Source organism: Bacteroides stercorirosoris (assembly GCF_900142015.1).
GTDB classification, from domain to species: domain Bacteria; phylum Bacteroidota; class Bacteroidia; order Bacteroidales; family Bacteroidaceae; genus Bacteroides; species Bacteroides stercorirosoris.
The window spans coordinates 39,411-57,865 of the sequence record NZ_FQZN01000027.1; the positions used below are offsets into that span (position 1 = coordinate 39,411).

General features: G+C 44.4%; 12 protein-coding genes and 1 tRNA gene. 12 read left to right on the forward strand and 1 reads right to left on the reverse strand.

Going from position 1 to position 18,455, the window contains the following annotated elements; translation table 11 throughout:
- The 11 genes from BUC01_RS18445 to BUC01_RS18500 all read left to right on the forward strand — a co-directional run bounded on the left by BUC01_RS18445 (position 1) and on the right by BUC01_RS18500 (position 16,993).
- On the forward strand, positions 1-1,200 hold the full coding sequence (locus BUC01_RS18445; protein ID WP_025831756.1) for a glycoside hydrolase family 88/105 protein: 1,200 nt from the start codon (positions 1-3) through the stop codon (positions 1,198-1,200).
- 137 nt (positions 1,201-1,337) lie between these two features.
- Positions 1,338-3,809, forward strand: a complete 2,472-nt coding sequence (locus BUC01_RS18450; protein ID WP_073314470.1) for a hypothetical protein — start codon at positions 1,338-1,340, stop codon at positions 3,807-3,809.
- 8 nt (positions 3,810-3,817) lie between these two features.
- Entirely contained in the window at positions 3,818-5,113 is a 1,296-nt protein-coding gene (locus BUC01_RS18455; RefSeq protein WP_025831750.1) for a DUF4861 domain-containing protein, read from the forward strand.
- Positions 5,114-5,124: 11 nt separating this feature from the next.
- Positions 5,125-7,197 (forward strand): beta-galactosidase, encoded by a 2,073-nt coding sequence (locus BUC01_RS18460; RefSeq protein WP_073314472.1) that lies wholly within the window; start codon positions 5,125-5,127, stop codon positions 7,195-7,197.
- Between the two features lie 9 nt (positions 7,198-7,206).
- Positions 7,207-9,585 (forward strand): glycoside hydrolase family 3 N-terminal domain-containing protein, encoded by a 2,379-nt coding sequence (locus tag BUC01_RS18465; protein ID WP_025831745.1) that lies wholly within the window; start codon positions 7,207-7,209, stop codon positions 9,583-9,585.
- 16 nt (positions 9,586-9,601) lie between these two features.
- Positions 9,602-10,753 (forward strand): glycoside hydrolase family 88/105 protein, encoded by a 1,152-nt coding sequence (locus BUC01_RS18470; protein ID WP_034524278.1) that lies wholly within the window; start codon positions 9,602-9,604, stop codon positions 10,751-10,753.
- A gap of 344 nt (positions 10,754-11,097) precedes the next feature.
- Positions 11,098-12,828 (forward strand): lysine--tRNA ligase, encoded by a 1,731-nt coding sequence (gene lysS / locus BUC01_RS18475; protein ID WP_025831741.1) that lies wholly within the window; start codon positions 11,098-11,100, stop codon positions 12,826-12,828.
- A 99-nt stretch (positions 12,829-12,927) separates the two neighbouring features.
- On the forward strand, positions 12,928-13,923 hold the full coding sequence (locus tag BUC01_RS18480; RefSeq protein WP_007210337.1) for an NAD(P)H-dependent glycerol-3-phosphate dehydrogenase: 996 nt from the start codon (positions 12,928-12,930) through the stop codon (positions 13,921-13,923).
- A 47-nt stretch (positions 13,924-13,970) separates the two neighbouring features.
- Complete coding sequence (locus tag BUC01_RS18485; protein WP_073314474.1) at positions 13,971-15,308, forward strand: glucose-6-phosphate isomerase; 1,338 nt, start codon at positions 13,971-13,973, stop codon at positions 15,306-15,308.
- A gap of 101 nt (positions 15,309-15,409) precedes the next feature.
- Positions 15,410-16,138 carry an inorganic diphosphatase gene (locus BUC01_RS18490; RefSeq protein ID WP_025831736.1) on the forward strand — a complete coding sequence of 243 codons (729 nt, stop codon included), beginning with the start codon at positions 15,410-15,412 and terminating at the stop codon, positions 16,136-16,138.
- Positions 16,139-16,705: 567 nt separating this feature from the next.
- Positions 16,706-16,993, forward strand: coding sequence for a transcription termination/antitermination NusG family protein (locus tag BUC01_RS18500; protein WP_025831734.1), 288 nt, complete (start codon positions 16,706-16,708; stop codon positions 16,991-16,993).
- A gap of 63 nt (positions 16,994-17,056) precedes the next feature.
- Here the strand turns inward: BUC01_RS18500 and BUC01_RS18505 are convergent.
- A tRNA-Arg gene (locus BUC01_RS18505) sits at positions 17,057-17,129 on the reverse strand.
- Positions 17,130-17,332: 203 nt separating this feature from the next.
- Between BUC01_RS18505 and asnA the strand changes: the two genes are divergently transcribed.
- A complete protein-coding gene (gene asnA, locus BUC01_RS18510) occupies positions 17,333-18,370 on the forward strand; it encodes an aspartate--ammonia ligase (RefSeq protein ID WP_073314477.1) in 1,038 nt (345 codons plus the stop codon).
- The last annotated feature ends 85 nt before the right edge of the window (positions 18,371-18,455 follow it).

Sequence of the window (18,455 nt, forward strand, 5' to 3'; positions counted from 1 at the left end):
ATGAGAAGTAAATTATTCACAGCAGTATTGACAGCATGGGCCTTGGCATCTTGTACCCCCAAAGAATGCGGGTATTTTGACAATCTCCCCCAGGAAGCCGATCCTATCAAAATTGGAAACAAAATTACCAACCGGTTTTTGGAACAGGGACATTCCCAATATGGTAGCCCGCTACGCGTTAATGAACCGAGGACACAAATCACTTATCCTGACGTGTGTACTTGGTTAGGAGGACTTTGGTTTGCCCAGGAGACAGACAACAAAGAACTTACCGAACGTCTAAAAGCCCGTTTCGAGCCTCTATTTAGCTCCGAAGCCTACCTACAGCCCAAACCGAACCATGTAGACAATAATGTTTTCGGTGCCCTCCCACTGGAACTTTATCTTCAAACCGGCGAAGAACGTTATAAGGCTTTAGGCATGATGTATGCCGACTCCCAATGGGAATTGCCGGAAGGGTGGAAGCTGCAAGAAGGGGAAGTACGTAAAAGTAATATGTATGGTGATTTCGCCGATGCCAACATCTGCCAGCCTGAACAAAAAGCATGGGCTGATAAAGGATATTCCTGGCAAACTCGTTTCTGGCTGGACGATATGTATATGATAACCACCATACAAGCACAGGCCTACCGGGTAACGAACGATTGCAAATACATAAACAGGGCGGCCCGCGAAATGGTGCTTTATCTGGACTCCATCCAGCAACCTTCAGGCTTGTTCTATCATGCCCCGACAGCTCCATTCTGCTGGGGGCGCGGCAATGGTTGGATGGCAGCAGGCATGTCCGAATTGCTTCGGATGCTCCCGGAAAACAATCCGGACCGGGCAGAGATCATGAAAGGATATCTGAAAATGATGGAAAAACTAAAAGATACACAGGATGAGAATGGCATGTGGAAACAGGTTGTAGATGACATTTCTATGTGGGAAGAAACTTCCGGTTCTGCCATGTTCGCATACGCCATGATTACCGGAGTCAAAAAAGGTTGGTTACCCGCAGAAGAATACGGACCGGTTGCCCGGAATGCTTGGATAGCCCTGACTCACTACGTTAACGAGAAGGGAGATGTAGAAGCCGTGTGTGAAGGTACTATGCTGGGAGATAACAGTGAACACTACCGAAACCGCAAGGCCCTGACAGGAGATCTTCACGGACAGGCACCCGTTTTGTGGTGTGCATATGCCTTACTTGCCAAATAAAATCACGTTCTTTGTAATGCAAGAAAATAACCTTACAAAACATGAAAAACATATTATCAATTACTCAATATTCTTTGCTAACAGTATTTTTCTTGTGTGCACTTCCATTGTGTGCACAAGAAAAAACACTTGACCGTATGACACGTAGTGAAGTAAAGCAAAGAATTCTTCAGCACATGCAGATTAAAGACCACGTAACATTCTATCACAGCAATGATAAAGATATTTACGCCGCTTACGATCTGGTAAATTCAGGTGATAAAAAAGAAATGCTTCAGGGAAAAACAATTCTTCTGGGTATTCTGGACGCTTTTGATAGCAATAAAGGACAACCCCGCACACTGGAGATATCCTTCTTTGCCCGCGAAAAATTCTTTGACTCCCTACGCATACTCAAAGAAAGAAATATGATGGATACCGAACTCAATCGCCTATCAGAATCACTTGTAAACCGAATTAGTTTTTGTGAAGAGCGCGGACCCAACAACCGGGCAGCCAACTATGCAATGGGAGCATTGGCAGCAGCCAGATTATTTCCGAAACACAAAGATGCCAAATTATGGAAAGCTTATGCCGAAGCTGTATGGAACGACTGGTATGAGCCGGGAGACAGTTATGAGCCTGCCTATGTAGCCCACAATATTCCGCGCCTGATAGCTTTAGGAATAAAACTCGGAAAACAGAAAGAATTAAAAGGAGACAAACTGAAACAAGTGTATTACAAGTTCAGAAACCATGTCAGTTCTTCCGGGCTGGTATGTTCCACCGGTGATGGAGAACCTTACGATCAGGAATCATACGTAAAAGCTTTTGCCGCTATTATGGAGGTATGCCCTGACCCGACCATCTTATGGGCACTGAAAAAGACATATCTGGCAGGCAACATGAAAAGCGGGAGACTCTCGGAAGAGGCTTTTAAAAAAGCATATCCCCAGTATGTCGGCATGGAAACGAAAGTGCCGGAAATGCAGGCATCCGTACAATGCCTCTTTCCTGCCACCTATCAGAGTAAAGACCGCCTGATATTAGCCCCCTCGCGCAAGGTTGGTGCACCCTTTGCACAATTCTGGATTCAGGACGATTGCAACGTCCTCTATCATGGAGGTATTTCGGATACCCGTGGGGATCTGATACACTACGAAGTGGACGGAACCATGATTATCGCAGACAGAGGGCGCTACGAATGGCCGGCATGGAACAATACCCTGCTGGTTTCCGAACCGGATGCACAGTATCCTTTCCGCCAGACTACGGGAGTTTATTCCGGACGATGGTATAACTCTTCCGCCAATATGCGTGTCACCAGGGGGTATATGCCTTCAGAGCGATACACCATTAATTCCCAAAAATCGACTGATGTACATTATGCACTGACTGACCAGAAAGCCCCGTATGGATATATGTGGGGAAATCCGGAAGCAGTGGCAGGCAATAATGACCTGATAAACCTTCGTGAAATCAGACTGGAGTTCGCATTGCTTCCTGTCGAAGGAGAAGAATCGGTAGGCAAAGTGTTTCCTGGAAGAACTTGGTTCGGTGGGTATGAGAAGCGTAATGTATGCCCTTCTGATGTTCCTGTAGATATTTATATCAGCAATCTGTTCATTGCCGGAGATAAAGGAGAAAAAGTTATGGTTCCTTTCGATAAACTGACGGATAAGATATCATTCGGCTTTATAGCTCCCGACAAGACACAACAATTTCCGGAAACGGAATTAGCCAAAGAAGACTATGCAATTGTGACTGATTCCGAAACCGGAAAACAGGTGCTACGCATCCGCACCAAATATGGGCGTACCGTTCTCCGTATCCAAATGAACGAGCAAATCAATGTAAACGACGATTACAGTCGCATCGGATTATCCTATAAATACGTAACCCCGATAAAAGGATGGACAAGGGTACCTATTTTAATTGCTTTCAATGATAATGACATGAAGCATAATTTGCGCCTGGATCGCCAACAAGGTGGTATTCTGACCGATGCCAAAGCCGAAAATAAGGCGGAAGACAGTTATGGTTCTGTATCTTACAAGGAAATATGGACACACGATTCATCCTGGAAAAGAAGCAGTATTCTGACAAAAGAAGGTTTCCTGATTGTATTGGACGAATTTCGACCTGGAAAAGCAGCTGACAAACTGGTTGCCGGCCCGGTATGGCATGTTCCCTCCGCTCCCCATTGCGGTAATTCGGATGGGCCGACCGCCGATTGGTTTGATGCTTCCCTGTTACACTATCCAGCACATGCACGTGCATTCACCGATAAGTATGGCGAAGGAAACAAAAACTTATTCATAGCTTTTGATGCACCAGCCGGATACGAAAACGGTATTCAATATCAACCCAAACATTGGAAGAATGATGATTATGCCATCTATAGCAAATGTGCGCTGGAAGCAGGAAAAGCGATACGCTGGCTATCCGTTTTAATTCCCCACTCTGCAAACATGGATGCTATAAAACTGTCCAAAGACGTAAAAATCAAGAATCAGGGAGAAAAGGGCTATACAGTAAATATCAAATGGCGAGATCGGGTTGCAACTCCTGTCAACCTGGAAATATACATGGGAATTAATGATGATTGGAAAGTAATACGTAACAAATAAAAAGAGTCATGAATATAAAATATTATTTCACCGTAAGTTGTTTCATTCTGTCAGGAGGATTGGCTGTTCTCACTGGTTGCACCTCTCCCCAGCCCTTGAAGGAGTTTACTATAGAAAACACGCTGAATGTGAACCGTGAGGACGAAGCTCTGATACTTACACGTACACAGCTCAATCCGACAGACAATCTTCTTCAGCCTGCCATAACCAACGAACAGGGAAAATACATTCCCTGTCAACTGGACGACCTGGATGGAGACGGAAAATGGGACGAACTGGCATTCGTGTACACCTTGGCACCTTCAGAAAAAACGAAACTGAATATACAGTGGCTTAAACCGGAAGAATACCCGGTTTTTACTCCACGCACCAATATCCGTTATGGAAAAATGACTTCTCCTGGGGTTATAGAAGAACTATCCAAAGATGTACATGACAAATACAACCTTCCACGTGGAAGTGAAATGTATCCTTATCAAATGGACGGCCCCGTTTGGGAAAATGACAAGATGGGGTTCCGGCAATACTTTGATGGTCGTAACTGCTGCGATGTTTTCGGTAAGAGAATCCCTGAAATGGTCTTAGACACCGTTGGCATCAATGCAGAAGGACATCCGGCAAATACCTACCAGGTAGTACGCGAATGGGGCTGCGACATTCTGAGTGCCGCCAACTCGTTCGGACTTGGAGGACTCGCCATGCAGATTCCGGATAGTCTGGTACGTATGGGCGTCCCCGCTTCACTTACGGAAGACGTCATTGACTCTACTTTTTATGAGTTGGTGACCGAAGGCCCCGTCCGTTCTATTATCCGTTTGAGCTATGACGGTTGGCAAATAAAGGACAGCAAAATAAACCTTTGCGAAGAAGTAAGCATCTGGGCCGGGAGATACGGATATGAAAAGAAAATACGGACTTCTCCCTTGCCACAGGATTACTTTCTAGTGAGCGGCATCGTCAATAATCTGAATACCCAGCCTTTTACGAAAGAAGAATATGAAGGGAAACAACATGCCATACTGACCCACGACAAACAGACCGTGAATGGCAGTTTTTATTTCGGCATGGGATTGTTGGTGCCTGCCACTAATTTAGTAGAAACCTTCCACACACCGGAAGAAAATGCAGATATTATAAAAACCTGGTGTGTAAAAATGAAGCCCGATGCAAACGGAGAATACAACTTCCGGATCTATGCAGCCTGGGAGCTGAGAGATGAGCAATTCCGTGAGCGGGAAGCATTCACCGCTCTGATTGCCCATGAGGCACAACGCATCAATCACCCTGTTATCATTCATTTATAGGACACGAGGGTATGAAGAAATTGCTAATCAGTAGTCTGGTCTTCTTAGGTTGTTTTATATCAGTCCGTGGACAAGTCTATATAGGCTCTGCATATTATCCGGAACACGTGGATAGCAAACAAGTGGAAAAAGATGCATGCCTCATGAAAGAAGCCTGTTTCAACGTTGCACGGATGGGTGATTTTGCCTGGCACAGTATGGAGCCCGAAGATGGAAAATTCACATTCGAATGGTTGGACCATGCCGTACAGATACTATCACAGTATGGAATACAATCATTGCTATGTACTCCCACTGCCGCCATCCCTAAATGGATGCACGACGCACATTCTGAAATAATGATTATGGGAGCGGATGGAAAAAGAAAACCTTACGGACGTCGGCGCCACGCCTGTCTCAACAACGAGGATTACCGCCAATACAGTTTACGTATCGCACACAAGCTGGCCGAGCGCTACAAAAACAATAAATCCATTATCGGATTTCAGATAGACAACGAGTTGGCAACCGAAGAACCATACTGTTACTGTCCGGAATGCCTGAAGAAATTTCAGACTTGGTTGAAACAGAAATACCACACAATAGGCAACTTAAACCGGGCATGGGGAACCATTTTCTGGAGTGAGACATTAAACAATTTTAAACAGGCATGGTTACCCCGCAAAATGGACAATCCAAGTGCCTATCTGGATTATCAGCAATTTTATTCGGATATAGCTTTGGACTTTTTCCGTATGCAACGGGAAGCTATCAAAGCGGTGGCTCCTAATATGAAAGTCACCACCAACATCGGAGGAAGCGGTTTTGTAACCACAATGGATCTGTATAAACTATCTGACACCAGTGATGTCCTGTCATTCGACAATTATCCGGTGAATGTGACATTGGAACATCTCTATGGGAATGATACAGGACATCCCTTTGATCCCGCCATGACATCTTTCGCCATGCAAATCATACGCGGCGGCAAGTCACGCCCCATATGGGTGCCCGAAGCACAGATAGGACGCACGGCATTGACACAAAAGGAGATTGTAAAGGAAGGATATCCGCGTTTATGGAATCATCAGCAATTAGCTTACGGATGCCGTCTATCTGTATTTTTCCCGTTCCGTTCTTTCGAATCCGGACATGAACATTTGATGGCAGGAGTCATAGAATCGGATAACGTCAAGCGAAGTAAATTTCGTGAATTACAACAGACAGCCCAAGAATTGCAGGAGATTTATATCCAAACCGGTGAAATGTTACCCGTAGCCAAAGCCGCCGTAATCCGTGACTTCCAGGTAGACTGGGCTTTTGAGAACGGTTATACATTTTGCCCCGACTTGAAATACCTGCGCGAGGTTTATAAGTATTATCATGCCTTACGTTCCCAGTCAGTTATGACAGACGTTATTTCCTCACAAGCCAACTTGACAAATTATGATTTAATTGTAGTTCCCTATCTGGCTATGGCCTCCCCCGACTTCTGTAAACGGCTGGAAGCCGCAACCCAAAAAGGTTCCACAGTTATCCTGACTTGTGTCAGTGGCATACGCAATGCGCAACTACATAAAGCAGATGCTTTAGTCACCACCGATTTGCAACAACTGGCGGGCATTGAAGTCGAAGGACAAGAGGCACTATTCGGTCGAAAAAGTAATATACTGACTTATGAACAACAAACCGGATGTTGTCAGTTCTGGTTCGATCAGATTCGCCTGAAAACAGCTTCAAAACTTGCTTCATTCAGTGGGAATTACTTTAAGGAGATGCCAGCCATCACATGCAATGAATATGGAAAAGGAAAAGTATACTATGTAGCTACTGTACCAGAACAGAGCATCGTTGATAAATTAATAACAGAAGCGGTTTACTCCTCTTCAATAGTACCTTTAGCCCGATGTAAGCACCCGTTAGTCGAAATATCTGAATTAGAAGATACTTCCGGAAAACAATACATCTACGTAGTCAACTTCTCGGATGAAGAGCAAACCATTGAACTAAGCACCTACGCCTCAGACATTAAGACAGAAAAGGAATACACTACATCTGCTTCTGTGAAAGCGATGGATTATTTATTAATGCAAATAAATCAATAAACAATAATTATGAACAAGCAGTATTTATACAGACTAAACAGTTTCATACTTCTGATATGCACCGGTATAGTTGTATGGAGCGCTCCCCAAAAAGAAAAGATCTATCAGAAAGGTTGGATAGACTTTAACAAGAATGGGAAAATGGATATCTATGAAAATCCTTCCGCCCCCATAGAGGAACGTGTTAAAGACTTGCTATCCCAAATGACAACAGAAGAAAAGACTTGCCAAATGGCTACTCTTTACGGTTCAGGACGTGTATTGGAAGATGCGCTGCCGGAGGCACACTGGAAGCAAGCGTTATGGAAAGATGGTATCGGAAACATTGACGAAGAACACAACGGGCTGGGTAGTTTCGGTTCTGAATACGCTTACCCTTATAGTAAACATGTCAAAGCGATACACGATATCCAACGCTGGTTTGTAGAAGAAACCCGTTTAGGTATTCCGGTTGATTTCACAAACGAAGGCATCCGCGGGTTGTGTCATGATCGCGCCACCTTTTTCCCCTCTCAAAGCGGACAGGGAAGCAGCTGGAACAAAGAGTTGATAGCGCGTATCGGTGAAGTAGAGGCTAAGGAAGCCGTAGCCTTAGGATATACCAACATTTATTCTCCTATCCTTGATATATGTCAGGACCCTCGTTGGGGACGTTCGGTAGAATGTTATGGTGAAGACCCTTATCTGGTGGGGCAATTAGGCAAACAAATGATTCAAAGCCTGCAAAATCACGGATTAGTCTCTACCGTCAAGCATTTTGCCGTATACAGCGTGCCGGTAGGTGGACGTGACGGAAAAACCCGTACCGACCCTCATGTATCTCCCCGTGAAATGCGTACGCTTTACCTGGAACCGTTTCGGCGCGCTTTCTGTGAAGCCGGTGCACTGGGGGTGATGAGTTCGTACAACGATTACGACGGAGAGCCGATTACAGGAAGTTATCACTTCCTGACTGAAATTCTTCGTCAGGAATATGGATTCAGAGGCTATGTAGTATCGGACAGCGAAGCAGTAGAATTCATTACCACCAAACACCGCGTAGTTTCTGACGAAGTGGAAGGAGTGGCGCAAGCCGTAAATGCAGGCTTGAACGTCCGCACCCACTTCACCCGACCGGAAGATTTCGTTCTGCCATTGCGCCAGGCAATAAAAGAAGGAAAAATATCCATGAAAACAATCGACAACCGCGTAGCCGATATCTTAAAAGTTAAGTTCTGGTTAGGACTGTTCGACAATCCCTACCGGGGAGACGGCAAGTTGGCCGAAAAGATAGTACACTGCAAGGAGCATCAGGAAGTTGCCCTTGAAGCTGCCCGCCAATCACTGGTTTTATTGAAAAATGACAATCAACTATTGCCTTTGAAGAAAACAGTGAAATCAGTAGCCGTCATCGGCCCCAATGCCGACGAACGTACTCAACTGATTTGTAGATATGGCCCGGCAAATGCTCCTATAAAGACCGTCTACCAAGGTATTAAAGAAATGTTGCCCGATGTAGAGGTTGTTTATAAGAAAGGTTGTGAAATTATAGACAGTCATTTCCCGGAAAGTGAAATATTACCTTTCGAAAAAACTGCTGAGGAACAACAGATGCTGAACGAGGCGGTTAAAGCTGCCGGCAATGCCGAAGTAGTAATACTTGTATTGGGTGGCTCGGAACTGACAGTACGTGAAGACCGTTCACGCACCAGCCTGAACCTTCCGGGACATCAGCAAGAATTGATGCAAGCCATTTACGCAACCGGCAAACCGACTGTCTTGGTTCTGCTCGACGGACGTGCTTCTACCATCAATTACGCCAATCAATATATTCCGACTATCATACATGCCTGGTTTCCTGGAGAATTTGCAGGAACTGCCGTTACGGAAGCCTTATTCGGCGATTATAATCCGGGCGGACGTTTAGCCGTGACTTTTCCGAAGTCAGTCGGACAAATACCTTTTGCTTTTCCTTTCAAACCAGGTTCCGATGAATCTTGCGAGACAGCTGTGTATGGCGCCTTATATCCTTTCGGACATGGACTGAGTTATACAAATTTCAGTTATGATAATCTGCAAATCACTCCTGAAGAACAGGGGCCACAAGGAGAAATTACAGTAAGTTGCGAAGTTACAAACACCGGAAGCAGGACAGGTGACGAAGTAGTCCAGCTATATCTTCGGGATGAAGTGAGCAGTGTGACTACCTATATGAAAGAATTACGCGGTTTCGAGCGTATTTCATTGAATCCGGGAGAAACCAAGAAAGTTACTTTCGTACTGACTCCCCAAGATCTCGGATTATGGGATAAGAATAACAAGTTTATAGTAGAACCGGGAACATTCAAAGTCATGGTGGGGGCTTCCTCAACAGACATTCGATTAGAAGGAAAATTTAATATTAAATAGAATAAAGATTTGTATCATGAAAAAGAATTTCATCACATGCCTGAGTTTATTAAGCATCATGTCGCTCTTTTCCTGTTCATCGGAGAAAGAGTTCAATAATTGGGGAGACAAACTGACCCAATACGTAGTAGAAGATTACATGCCTGCCAAAGACTACATCTGGAATTGGAATGAAGCAGTATTCCTGAAGTTCGCCGTGGTGCGTTGCGAAAATAATATAGATAAAGATTATCTGCTTCCATACATCCAGACAGCCGTAGACTCCACCTTCCGGGATGCCAACGGACGACATCCCAATGCCGTCATTTCAGGTTTAGGATTGGCCTATCTGGCACAAGCCACTGGCGAAGAGCGATACAGAGAAAAGGCATTTGAGATTTTTGAACAATACAAGAATATCCCCAGAGCCAGCAACGGAGGTGTATCGCACAGAGAAGAGGTGATTGAGTTATGGGACGATACCGTATATATGGTAGGTGAGTTCCTCATGCAAATGTATAAACTGACAGGTAATAAGGAATTCCTCCAGGAAGCCATCTCCCAACTTAAAAAGCATGCGGAGAAACTGGAAGATCCTAAAACTGGACTTTGGTATCATGGATGGGATAACGACACCATTCCTTCGCAAGATCCTTGCTGCCAGCCCGGATGGGCAGAGAATCCTAACCGGAGGAATAACGAATTCTGGGGACGTGGCAACGGCTGGATATTAATGACCCTGGTAGACTTGATGGAACTTCTCCCGGAAAATGATGAGGACTATGCTTATCTGAAAGCCTCCCTTACCAAGAAAGTCAATACACTATATCCACTACAAGACGAAAAAACAGGCCATTGGTACCAACTCCCTGTTTATCCGGGTGAAAAAGGAAACTTCATAGAAAGTTCCAGCACGGCTATGTATGCCTACGCGGCAGCCAAAGGCATTGCGCTGGGAATATTACCGGCAGATAAATATATGCCCATGATAGAACGTGCATACGTCGGTTTAGAAGCGAACAGCCTGCAACCTGCCGGTGAATTCCTGAAAATGAAAAACATCTGCGATGGAACTTGTATTGGAGATAAAGAGTATTATTACAACAGAGGTATCGTAGATTCACGAGCTTATGCCTTTGGCATAGCTACCATGTTCTACGACCAATACCATCAATTGAAGGCTGAATAACTCCTTCAATATGCCTCCCTTTGTTTTTTATGATGCCCGCAAAGATAGTACGAGTTGTACGACTGAAACGGTACGAGTCATACAGCTCGTACTATCTTTGCAGGAACCATAAAAAAGAGAAGTAGTAAAGATATAGCAACGAAGTAGCACACCTTAATAAATACATCTTATAGCAATCGCCCTATCTCTCCCCATTACCCGCTCCCACAATCAATTACCAGCCTATAATCAAGGTATCTATGCACACGTTGGCCCTAAACTTTTCCTAATTCTCCCTCTCTTCATGCCGATATATTGAAAATGTTTCGTATTTTTGTCCCCAAATAGTGTTAATGTACAACGAAATGAATGTATTAGAACTAAGTGAACAGGAAATCATTCGACGTAACAGTATGAATGAACTTCGCGCGATGGGCATCGAGCCTTATCCCGCCGCAGAGTATGTAACCAATGCTTTCTCCACTGATATAAAAGCGGAATTCAATGATGACGCTGAACCTCGCCAGGTATCCGTAGCCGGCCGTATCATGACGCGCCGTGTAATGGGTAAGGCTTCGTTCATCGAATTGCAGGACTCCAAAGGCCGTATCCAGGTGTATATCACCCGCGACGACATCTGTCCGGGAGAAGACAAGGAACTCTACAACACTGTATTCAAACGCCTGCTCGACTTAGGCGACTTCATTGGGATTGAAGGATTCGTGTTCCGCACACAGATGGGCGAAATCAGTATCCACGCCAAGAAGTTGACCGTACTGGCAAAGTCCATCAAACCACTGCCTATCGTGAAGTACAAGGACGGCGTTGCTTACGACTCTTTCGAAGACCCCGAACTGCGCTACCGCCAACGTTATGTGGATCTTATCGTGAACGACGGCGTGAAAGAAACTTTCCTGAAACGTGCCACCGTCATCAAGACCATGCGTGCCGTGCTGGACGAAGCCGGATATACTGAAGTGGAAACTCCGATCCTGCAATCCATAGCCGGTGGAGCAAGTGCCCGCCCGTTCATCACACACCACAACTCACTCAACATCGATCTCTATCTGCGTATCGCTACCGAGCTTTATCTGAAGCGTCTGATTGTAGGTGGTTTCGAGGGTGTATATGAAATAGGAAAGAACTTCCGCAATGAAGGTATGGACAAAAACCATAACCCGGAATTTACCTGCATGGAGTTGTACGTACAATATAAGGATTATAACTGGATGATGAGTTTTACCGAAAAACTGTTGGAACGCATCTGTATTGCTGTTAATGGCTGCACAGAGACCACCATCGACGGAAAAACCATCAGTTTCAAAGCCCCTTACCGCCGCTTGCCTATTCTGGATGCCATCAAAGAAAAGACCGGCTATGACCTCAACGGCAAGAGCGAAGACGAAATCCGTCAGGTTTGTCAGGCTCTGAACATGGAAATTGACGACACTATGGGAAAAGGCAAACTGATAGACGAGATATTCGGTGAATTCTGCGAAGGAACTTTCATACAGCCGACTTTCATCACTGACTACCCTGTCGAGATGAGTCCGCTGACCAAAATGCACCGTGAAAAAGCCGGACTGACCGAACGTTTCGAGTTGATGGTGAACGGTAAAGAACTGGCTAACGCTTACAGCGAGCTCAACGATCCCATCGACCAGGAAGAACGCTTTAAAGATCAATTGCGCCTGAGCGAAAAAGGTGATGACGAAGCTATGTTCATCGATCAGGATTTTCTGCGCGCCCTGCAATTCGGTATGCCTCCCACATCGGGCATCGGTATCGGCATCGACCGTCTGACAATGTTGATGACAGGCAAATCATACATCCAGGAAGTATTGTTCTTCCCGCAGATGCGCCCCGAAAAAGTCATCGCCAAAGATGCTCCCGCCAAATACATGGAATTGGGTATTGCCGAAGACTGGGTGCCCGTCATCCAAAAAGCCGGTTACAACACAATAGAAGATATGCAAGGTGTGAATCCGCAAAAACTGCACCAGGACATTTGCGGCATCAACAAGAAATACAAACTGGAACTGACCAACCCGTCTGTTAACGACGTAGAAGGCTGGATTGAGAAAATTAAGAATTAAAGAATTAAAAATTAAATAAGAAGATTAAAGATCGAAAGAGGGAAAGGATTTTCCTTTACCCTCTTTTAATTTTTAATTTTTAATTATTAATTTCACAATATGAAATTACCCGGAAAGATAGCCATAATGGGCGGAGGAAGCTGGGCTACAGCCATTGCAAAAATGGTACTCGCTCAGGCTGAGTCGATAAACTGGTATATGCGACGAGATGACCGTATAACTGATTTTAAACGACTGGGCCATAACCCTGCCTACCTGACGGGCGTCAAATTCGACATGAAGCGTATCAACTTCAGCTCTAATATCAATGACGTAGTGAAAGAGTCTGATACGCTGATATTCGTCACCCCCTCTCCTTATCTAAAAGCTCACCTGAAAAAGCTGAAAACACGGATACGGGACAAATTCATCATTACTGCTATTAAAGGAATCGTACCCGATGACAACCTGATTGTATCGGAGTATTTTACGAAAGAATACGGCGTTCCGCCCGAAAACATTGCTGTACTGGCAGGTCCCTGCCATGCGGAAGAAGTAGCCCTGGAACGTCTCTCTTATCTCACCATCGCTTGCCCGGATACAGACAAGGCATGTACCATCGCCCGACGTCTGGCCAGTTCATTCATCAAGACATCTGTCAGCAATGACGTAGCCGGCATAGAATACAGTTCTGTGCTGAAGAATGTGTATGCCATTGCCGCCGGCATCTGTAGTGGTCTGAAGTACGGTGATAACTTCCAGGCAGTATTGATATCCAACGCCGTGCAAGAGATGAACCGCTTCCTGCAAACCGTGCATCCACTGAACAGAAATGTGAATGATTCTGTTTATTTAGGCGACTTGCTGGTAACGGGGTATTCCAACTTCAGCCGTAACCGTACATTCGGTACAATGATCGGCAAAGGATACTCCGTGAAAAGCGCGCAGATAGAAATGGAAATGATTGCCGAAGGATATTACGGAACGAAATGTATCAAGGAAATCAACAAGCATCATCACGTCAATATGCCGATACTGGATGCCGTCTACAACATCCTGTACGAACGCATCTCGCCGATGATAGAAATTAAGCTGCTGACTGATTCGTTGCGGTAATCACCTGTAATTAAAATGAGTACACTGAATTTAAAACCTAGAATATTATGATTAGTTTGAACATTGAAAAGACTTTTGGATTTATTTCCAAAGCATCCGTTGCCGCTTACGAAGCTCAGGTAAAAGCTGCGCAGGAAGCGTTGGAAAACGGTACCGGAAAAGGTAATGACTTCCTGGGCTGGTTACACCTCCCCTCGTCTATCAGCCAAGAGGATTTGGCTGACTTGAAAGCTACTGCACAAGTGTTGCGCGACAACTGCGAAGTAGTGATCGTTGCCGGCATTGGCGGAAGCTACCTCGGCGCACGTGCAGTGATCGAGGCTTTGTCAAACAGCTTCACCTGGTTGCAGGAAAAGAAAACTGCACCTGTCATGATCTATGCAGGACATAATATCAGCGAAGATTATTTGTATGAACTGACTGAATTCCTGAAAGACAAGAAATTCGGCGTGATCAATATCTCCAAGTCGGGAACCACCACCGAAACCGCTCTCGCTTTCCGCCTGCTGAAAAAGCAATGCGAAGACCAACGCGGCAAGGAGATGGCAAAGAAGGTAATCGTAGCCATCACAGATGCCAAGAAAGGCGCTGCCCGCATTACTGCTGATAAAGAAGGATACAAATCATTCATCATCCCCGACAATGTAGGCGGCCGCTTCTCCGTACTGACTCCGGTGGGCTTGTTGCCGATTGCAATTGCAGGTTTCGATATCGAAAAGTTGGTAGCCGGTGCTGCCGACATGGAAAAGGCTTGCGGTGTGAATGTTCCGTTTGCAGAAAACCCTGCCGCACAATATGCTGCTACACGTAACGAACTGTATAAGAGCGGTAAAAAGATTGAAATCCTTGTAAACTTCTGCCCCAAACTGCACTATGTAAGCGAATGGTGGAAACAGCTTTACGGAGAATCAGAAGGTAAAGAAAACAAGGGTATTTTCCCCGCATCTGTAGACTTCTCTACCGATCTGCACTCTATGGGACAATGGATTCAGGAAGGTGAACGCACCATCTATGAAACAGTAATCTCTGTTGAGAAAGTAGACCACAAGCTGGAAGTTCCTTCGGATGAAGCCAACCTGGACGGCCTGAACTTCTTGGCAGGAAAACGCGTAGACGAGGTGAACAAGATGGCCGAACTGGGTACGCAGTTGGCTCACGTGGACGGTGGCGTGCCTAATATGCGTATCGTTATCGAAAAACTGGATGAGTTCAACATCGGTCAGTTACTGTATTTCTTCGAGATAGGTTGCGGTATCAGTGGTTATCTGCTGGGGGTTAATCCGTTCAACCAACCGGGTGTAGAAGCATACAAAAAGAATATGTTTGCATTGCTGAACAAACCGGGATACGAAGAAGAGTCAAAGGCTATCCAGGCAAGATTGTAAAAGAAACAAGTAACCTATAGATAGGATGAGGTGTGAATGAATAAAATCGTTCACACCTCGTTTTTTTATTGTATCTTTGCAGTCATAAAACAATAGGTATTATGTTTCAAGAAGCTGTCACCCGTTATCTTCAATCTCACGGGTATTCACAAATCCAACTGAAGTCCGTCCTCTTTGATATGGACGGTGTATTGTTCAATTCCATGCCTTATCACGCAGATGCCTGGCACAAGGTCATGGAACGCCACGGACTGCACTTAAGCCGTGAAGAAGCTTATCTGCACGAAGGTCGTACCGGGGCTGCCACTATAAACATCGTCTATCAACGGCAATATGGCAAAGATGCCACCCCCGAAATGATAGAGAGCATTTACGCAGAGAAGAGTGCAGAATTCAACAGTAATCCCGAACCCAAGCGTATGCCCGGCGCATGGGAAGTATTACAAAAAATAAAAGCGGACGGGCTGGTACCGATGGTAGTCACCGGCTCCGGTCAGCATTCATTATTAGACCGTCTATCTCACAACTTTCCGGGTATGTTCCATCGTGAACTTATGGTGACTGCATTTGATGTAAAGTACGGCAAACCACATCCAGAACCTTATCTGATGGCTTTACAAAAAGGCGGATTAAAACCTAACGAAGCAATTGTTGTGGAGAATGCCCCTATGGGAGTACAAGCCGGAGCAGCGGCGGGTATATTTACGGTTGCCGTCAACACAGGCCCTATCGACGGACAAGTGTTGCTGGATGCCGGTGCGGATGTTCTATTCTCATCCATGCAGGACTTCTGTAACAATTGGGAAGATTTACGTAAAGCGTTCGGATAAAGAAACCGGACGCTTTTTCTTTTATGAAAAAGAAAATATTTTATCTGATTAGCCCGACTTACATTTTCTCCAAATTTAACTTTTTCATTTCTTCAGAATTTAACTTCAGCTTATCAAAATATAGGCGGGAAATGTTTCATGCAGTTCATCTTCTTTCCTACAAATCATTTATTGCCAAGTATTATAGTAGTTTATTTCATTATTATGAAAGCATGATGTATAAATTGCGTTCCGAAGAGTAAAAAAAGAGTTATCAGTTTCACCGGTTTCATTTATTCACAATTTATTTGTTTTATCAAATAAATTATGATACTTTTGCCACAGAATCATATAAACAACTAACAAATATATTATTATGACCTTATTGATTCTTATTCTTATAGCTATTCCTGTCTGTATTTTGACAATTCTGTTGTGGATCTTCAATGATTATCAAAAGTACAAAAAACAGAATTGCTCTTTATTACTATTATTTCTGGTTTTACCAGCCACTATGCAAGTTTTGTCTACCGACAATCCACAATTCTTCAATACCTCAAATTTTATTATTACACAATCTTATTGATTATGATACTTCAAGACATTAAAAACCGCCTTAACGAAACGCGAAACTGGTACATTGTACTGACATCGCCCCGGCGAGAAAAAAAAGCTAAAGAGACTTTAGATAATAAAGGTGTGATAACTTATCTTCCCACCATTCGCGTAAAGCGCCAATGGAAAGAACGGACAAGGGAAATACAAATCCCTGCTGTCAACAGATGCATCTTTATCTATGCTACAGAAGTAGAGATAGAAACGCTGAAAGGCACCTACCCTACACTCCCAATAGAGATGGCGGAAGAGGGAAACTGATAACAGAGCTGCAAAAAGGAAATAAGAGAAAGGGGGATACCTATGGGTATCCTTTCTCTTAAGTGACCCCGGTGCGATTCAAACGCACGACCTTCAGAACCGGAATCTGACGCTCTATTCACTAAGCTACGGAGCCCTAATGCGGGGACAAAAGTATAAAAAATTCGGGCATATTCCTAATTATTCATCTTTTTTTGCAGCAAATCTTTCATAACAGGAATGTTATTTTGAGAGCAACAACAGGTTAACAAGAAACAAATTGCTCACAAATTTAGATAAATTCAATGCAAATATAAATATTATACCTATATTTGCCGAACAAAAACATAGTATACACATATGAGTTATCTGATAAAACCAGAGGGTTATAAACCCTTATTGGACTTAAAACAAACAGAATTAGGAATCAAACAGATCAAAGAGTTCTTTCAGTTGAATCTTTCGTCTGAATTACGTTTGCGCCGTGTCACTGCCCCTCTTTTCGTATTGAAAGGTATGGGTATCAATGATGATTTGAATGGTGTGGAGCGTGCCGTATCATTTCCCATCAAAGATCTGGGAGACGCACAAGCCGAAGTAGTACATTCTCTTGCCAAATGGAAACGACTGACACTGGCAGACTATAATATTGAACCCGGATATGGCATTTACACAGATATGAATGCCATACGTTCGGATGAAGAGCTGGGAAACCTGCACTCTCTTTACGTGGACCAATGGGACTGGGAACGCGTCATCACTACCGAGAACCGCAACGTAGAGTTCTTAAAAGAAATCGTGAACCGCATATATGCGGCCATGATACGCACTGAATATATGGTGTATGAAATGTATCCGGGTATTAAACCTTGCCTGCCTCAAAAGCTACATTTCATCCATGCCGAAGAGTTACGCCAGCTTTACCCGGATCTGGAGCCTAAATGCCGCGAACATGCCATTACGAAGAAATATGGTGCAGTATTCATTATCGGTATCGGCTGTAAGCTAAGTAACGGGGAGAAGCATGACGGACGAGCTCCGGACTACGACGACTACACCTCAGAAGGGCTGAATGGCCTCCCCGGATTGAATGGCGACCTCTTATTATGGGATCATGTACTGCAACGCAGCATCGAGCTCTCGTCAATGGGGATCCGTGTGGACAAGGCGACCCTGCAACGCCAGTTAAAACAAGAAGGAGAAGAAAAGCGACTGGAACTTTACTTCCATAAACGTTTGATGAATGATACGTTACCTTTGTCCATAGGTGGCGGTATAGGTCAGTCACGTCTTTGTATGTTCTATCTCCGCAAAGCGCATATTGGAGAAATCCAAGCCAGCATTTGGCCGGAGGATATGCGCCAGGAATGTAAAGAACACAATATCTACTTGATTTAGTATCTTGAAAATGATAAAAAGGCAGAGATTTTTAATATCCCTGCCTTTTTATTTGCCACCTGATCATAGAAATAAAAACGATGCC

Coding starts and splice junctions, on each gene's coding strand:
- asnA (WP_073314477.1), top strand. CDS start 17,333: ATGAGTTATCTGATAAAACCAGAGGGTTATAAACCCTTATTGGACTTA.
- BUC01_RS18455 (WP_025831750.1), top strand. CDS start 3,818: ATGAATATAAAATATTATTTCACCGTAAGTTGTTTCATTCTGTCAGGA.
- BUC01_RS18460 (WP_073314472.1), top strand. CDS start 5,125: ATGAAGAAATTGCTAATCAGTAGTCTGGTCTTCTTAGGTTGTTTTATA.
- BUC01_RS18485 (WP_073314474.1), top strand. CDS start 13,971: ATGATTAGTTTGAACATTGAAAAGACTTTTGGATTTATTTCCAAAGCA.
- BUC01_RS18450 (WP_073314470.1), top strand. CDS start 1,338: ATGACACGTAGTGAAGTAAAGCAAAGAATTCTTCAGCACATGCAGATT.
- BUC01_RS18480 (WP_007210337.1), top strand. CDS start 12,928: ATGAAATTACCCGGAAAGATAGCCATAATGGGCGGAGGAAGCTGGGCT.
- BUC01_RS18445 (WP_025831756.1), top strand. CDS start 1: ATGAGAAGTAAATTATTCACAGCAGTATTGACAGCATGGGCCTTGGCA.
- BUC01_RS18490 (WP_025831736.1), top strand. CDS start 15,410: ATGTTTCAAGAAGCTGTCACCCGTTATCTTCAATCTCACGGGTATTCA.
- BUC01_RS18500 (WP_025831734.1), top strand. CDS start 16,706: ATGATACTTCAAGACATTAAAAACCGCCTTAACGAAACGCGAAACTGG.
- lysS (WP_025831741.1), top strand. CDS start 11,098: ATGAATGTATTAGAACTAAGTGAACAGGAAATCATTCGACGTAACAGT.
- BUC01_RS18470 (WP_034524278.1), top strand. CDS start 9,602: ATGAAAAAGAATTTCATCACATGCCTGAGTTTATTAAGCATCATGTCG.
- BUC01_RS18465 (WP_025831745.1), top strand. CDS start 7,207: ATGAACAAGCAGTATTTATACAGACTAAACAGTTTCATACTTCTGATA.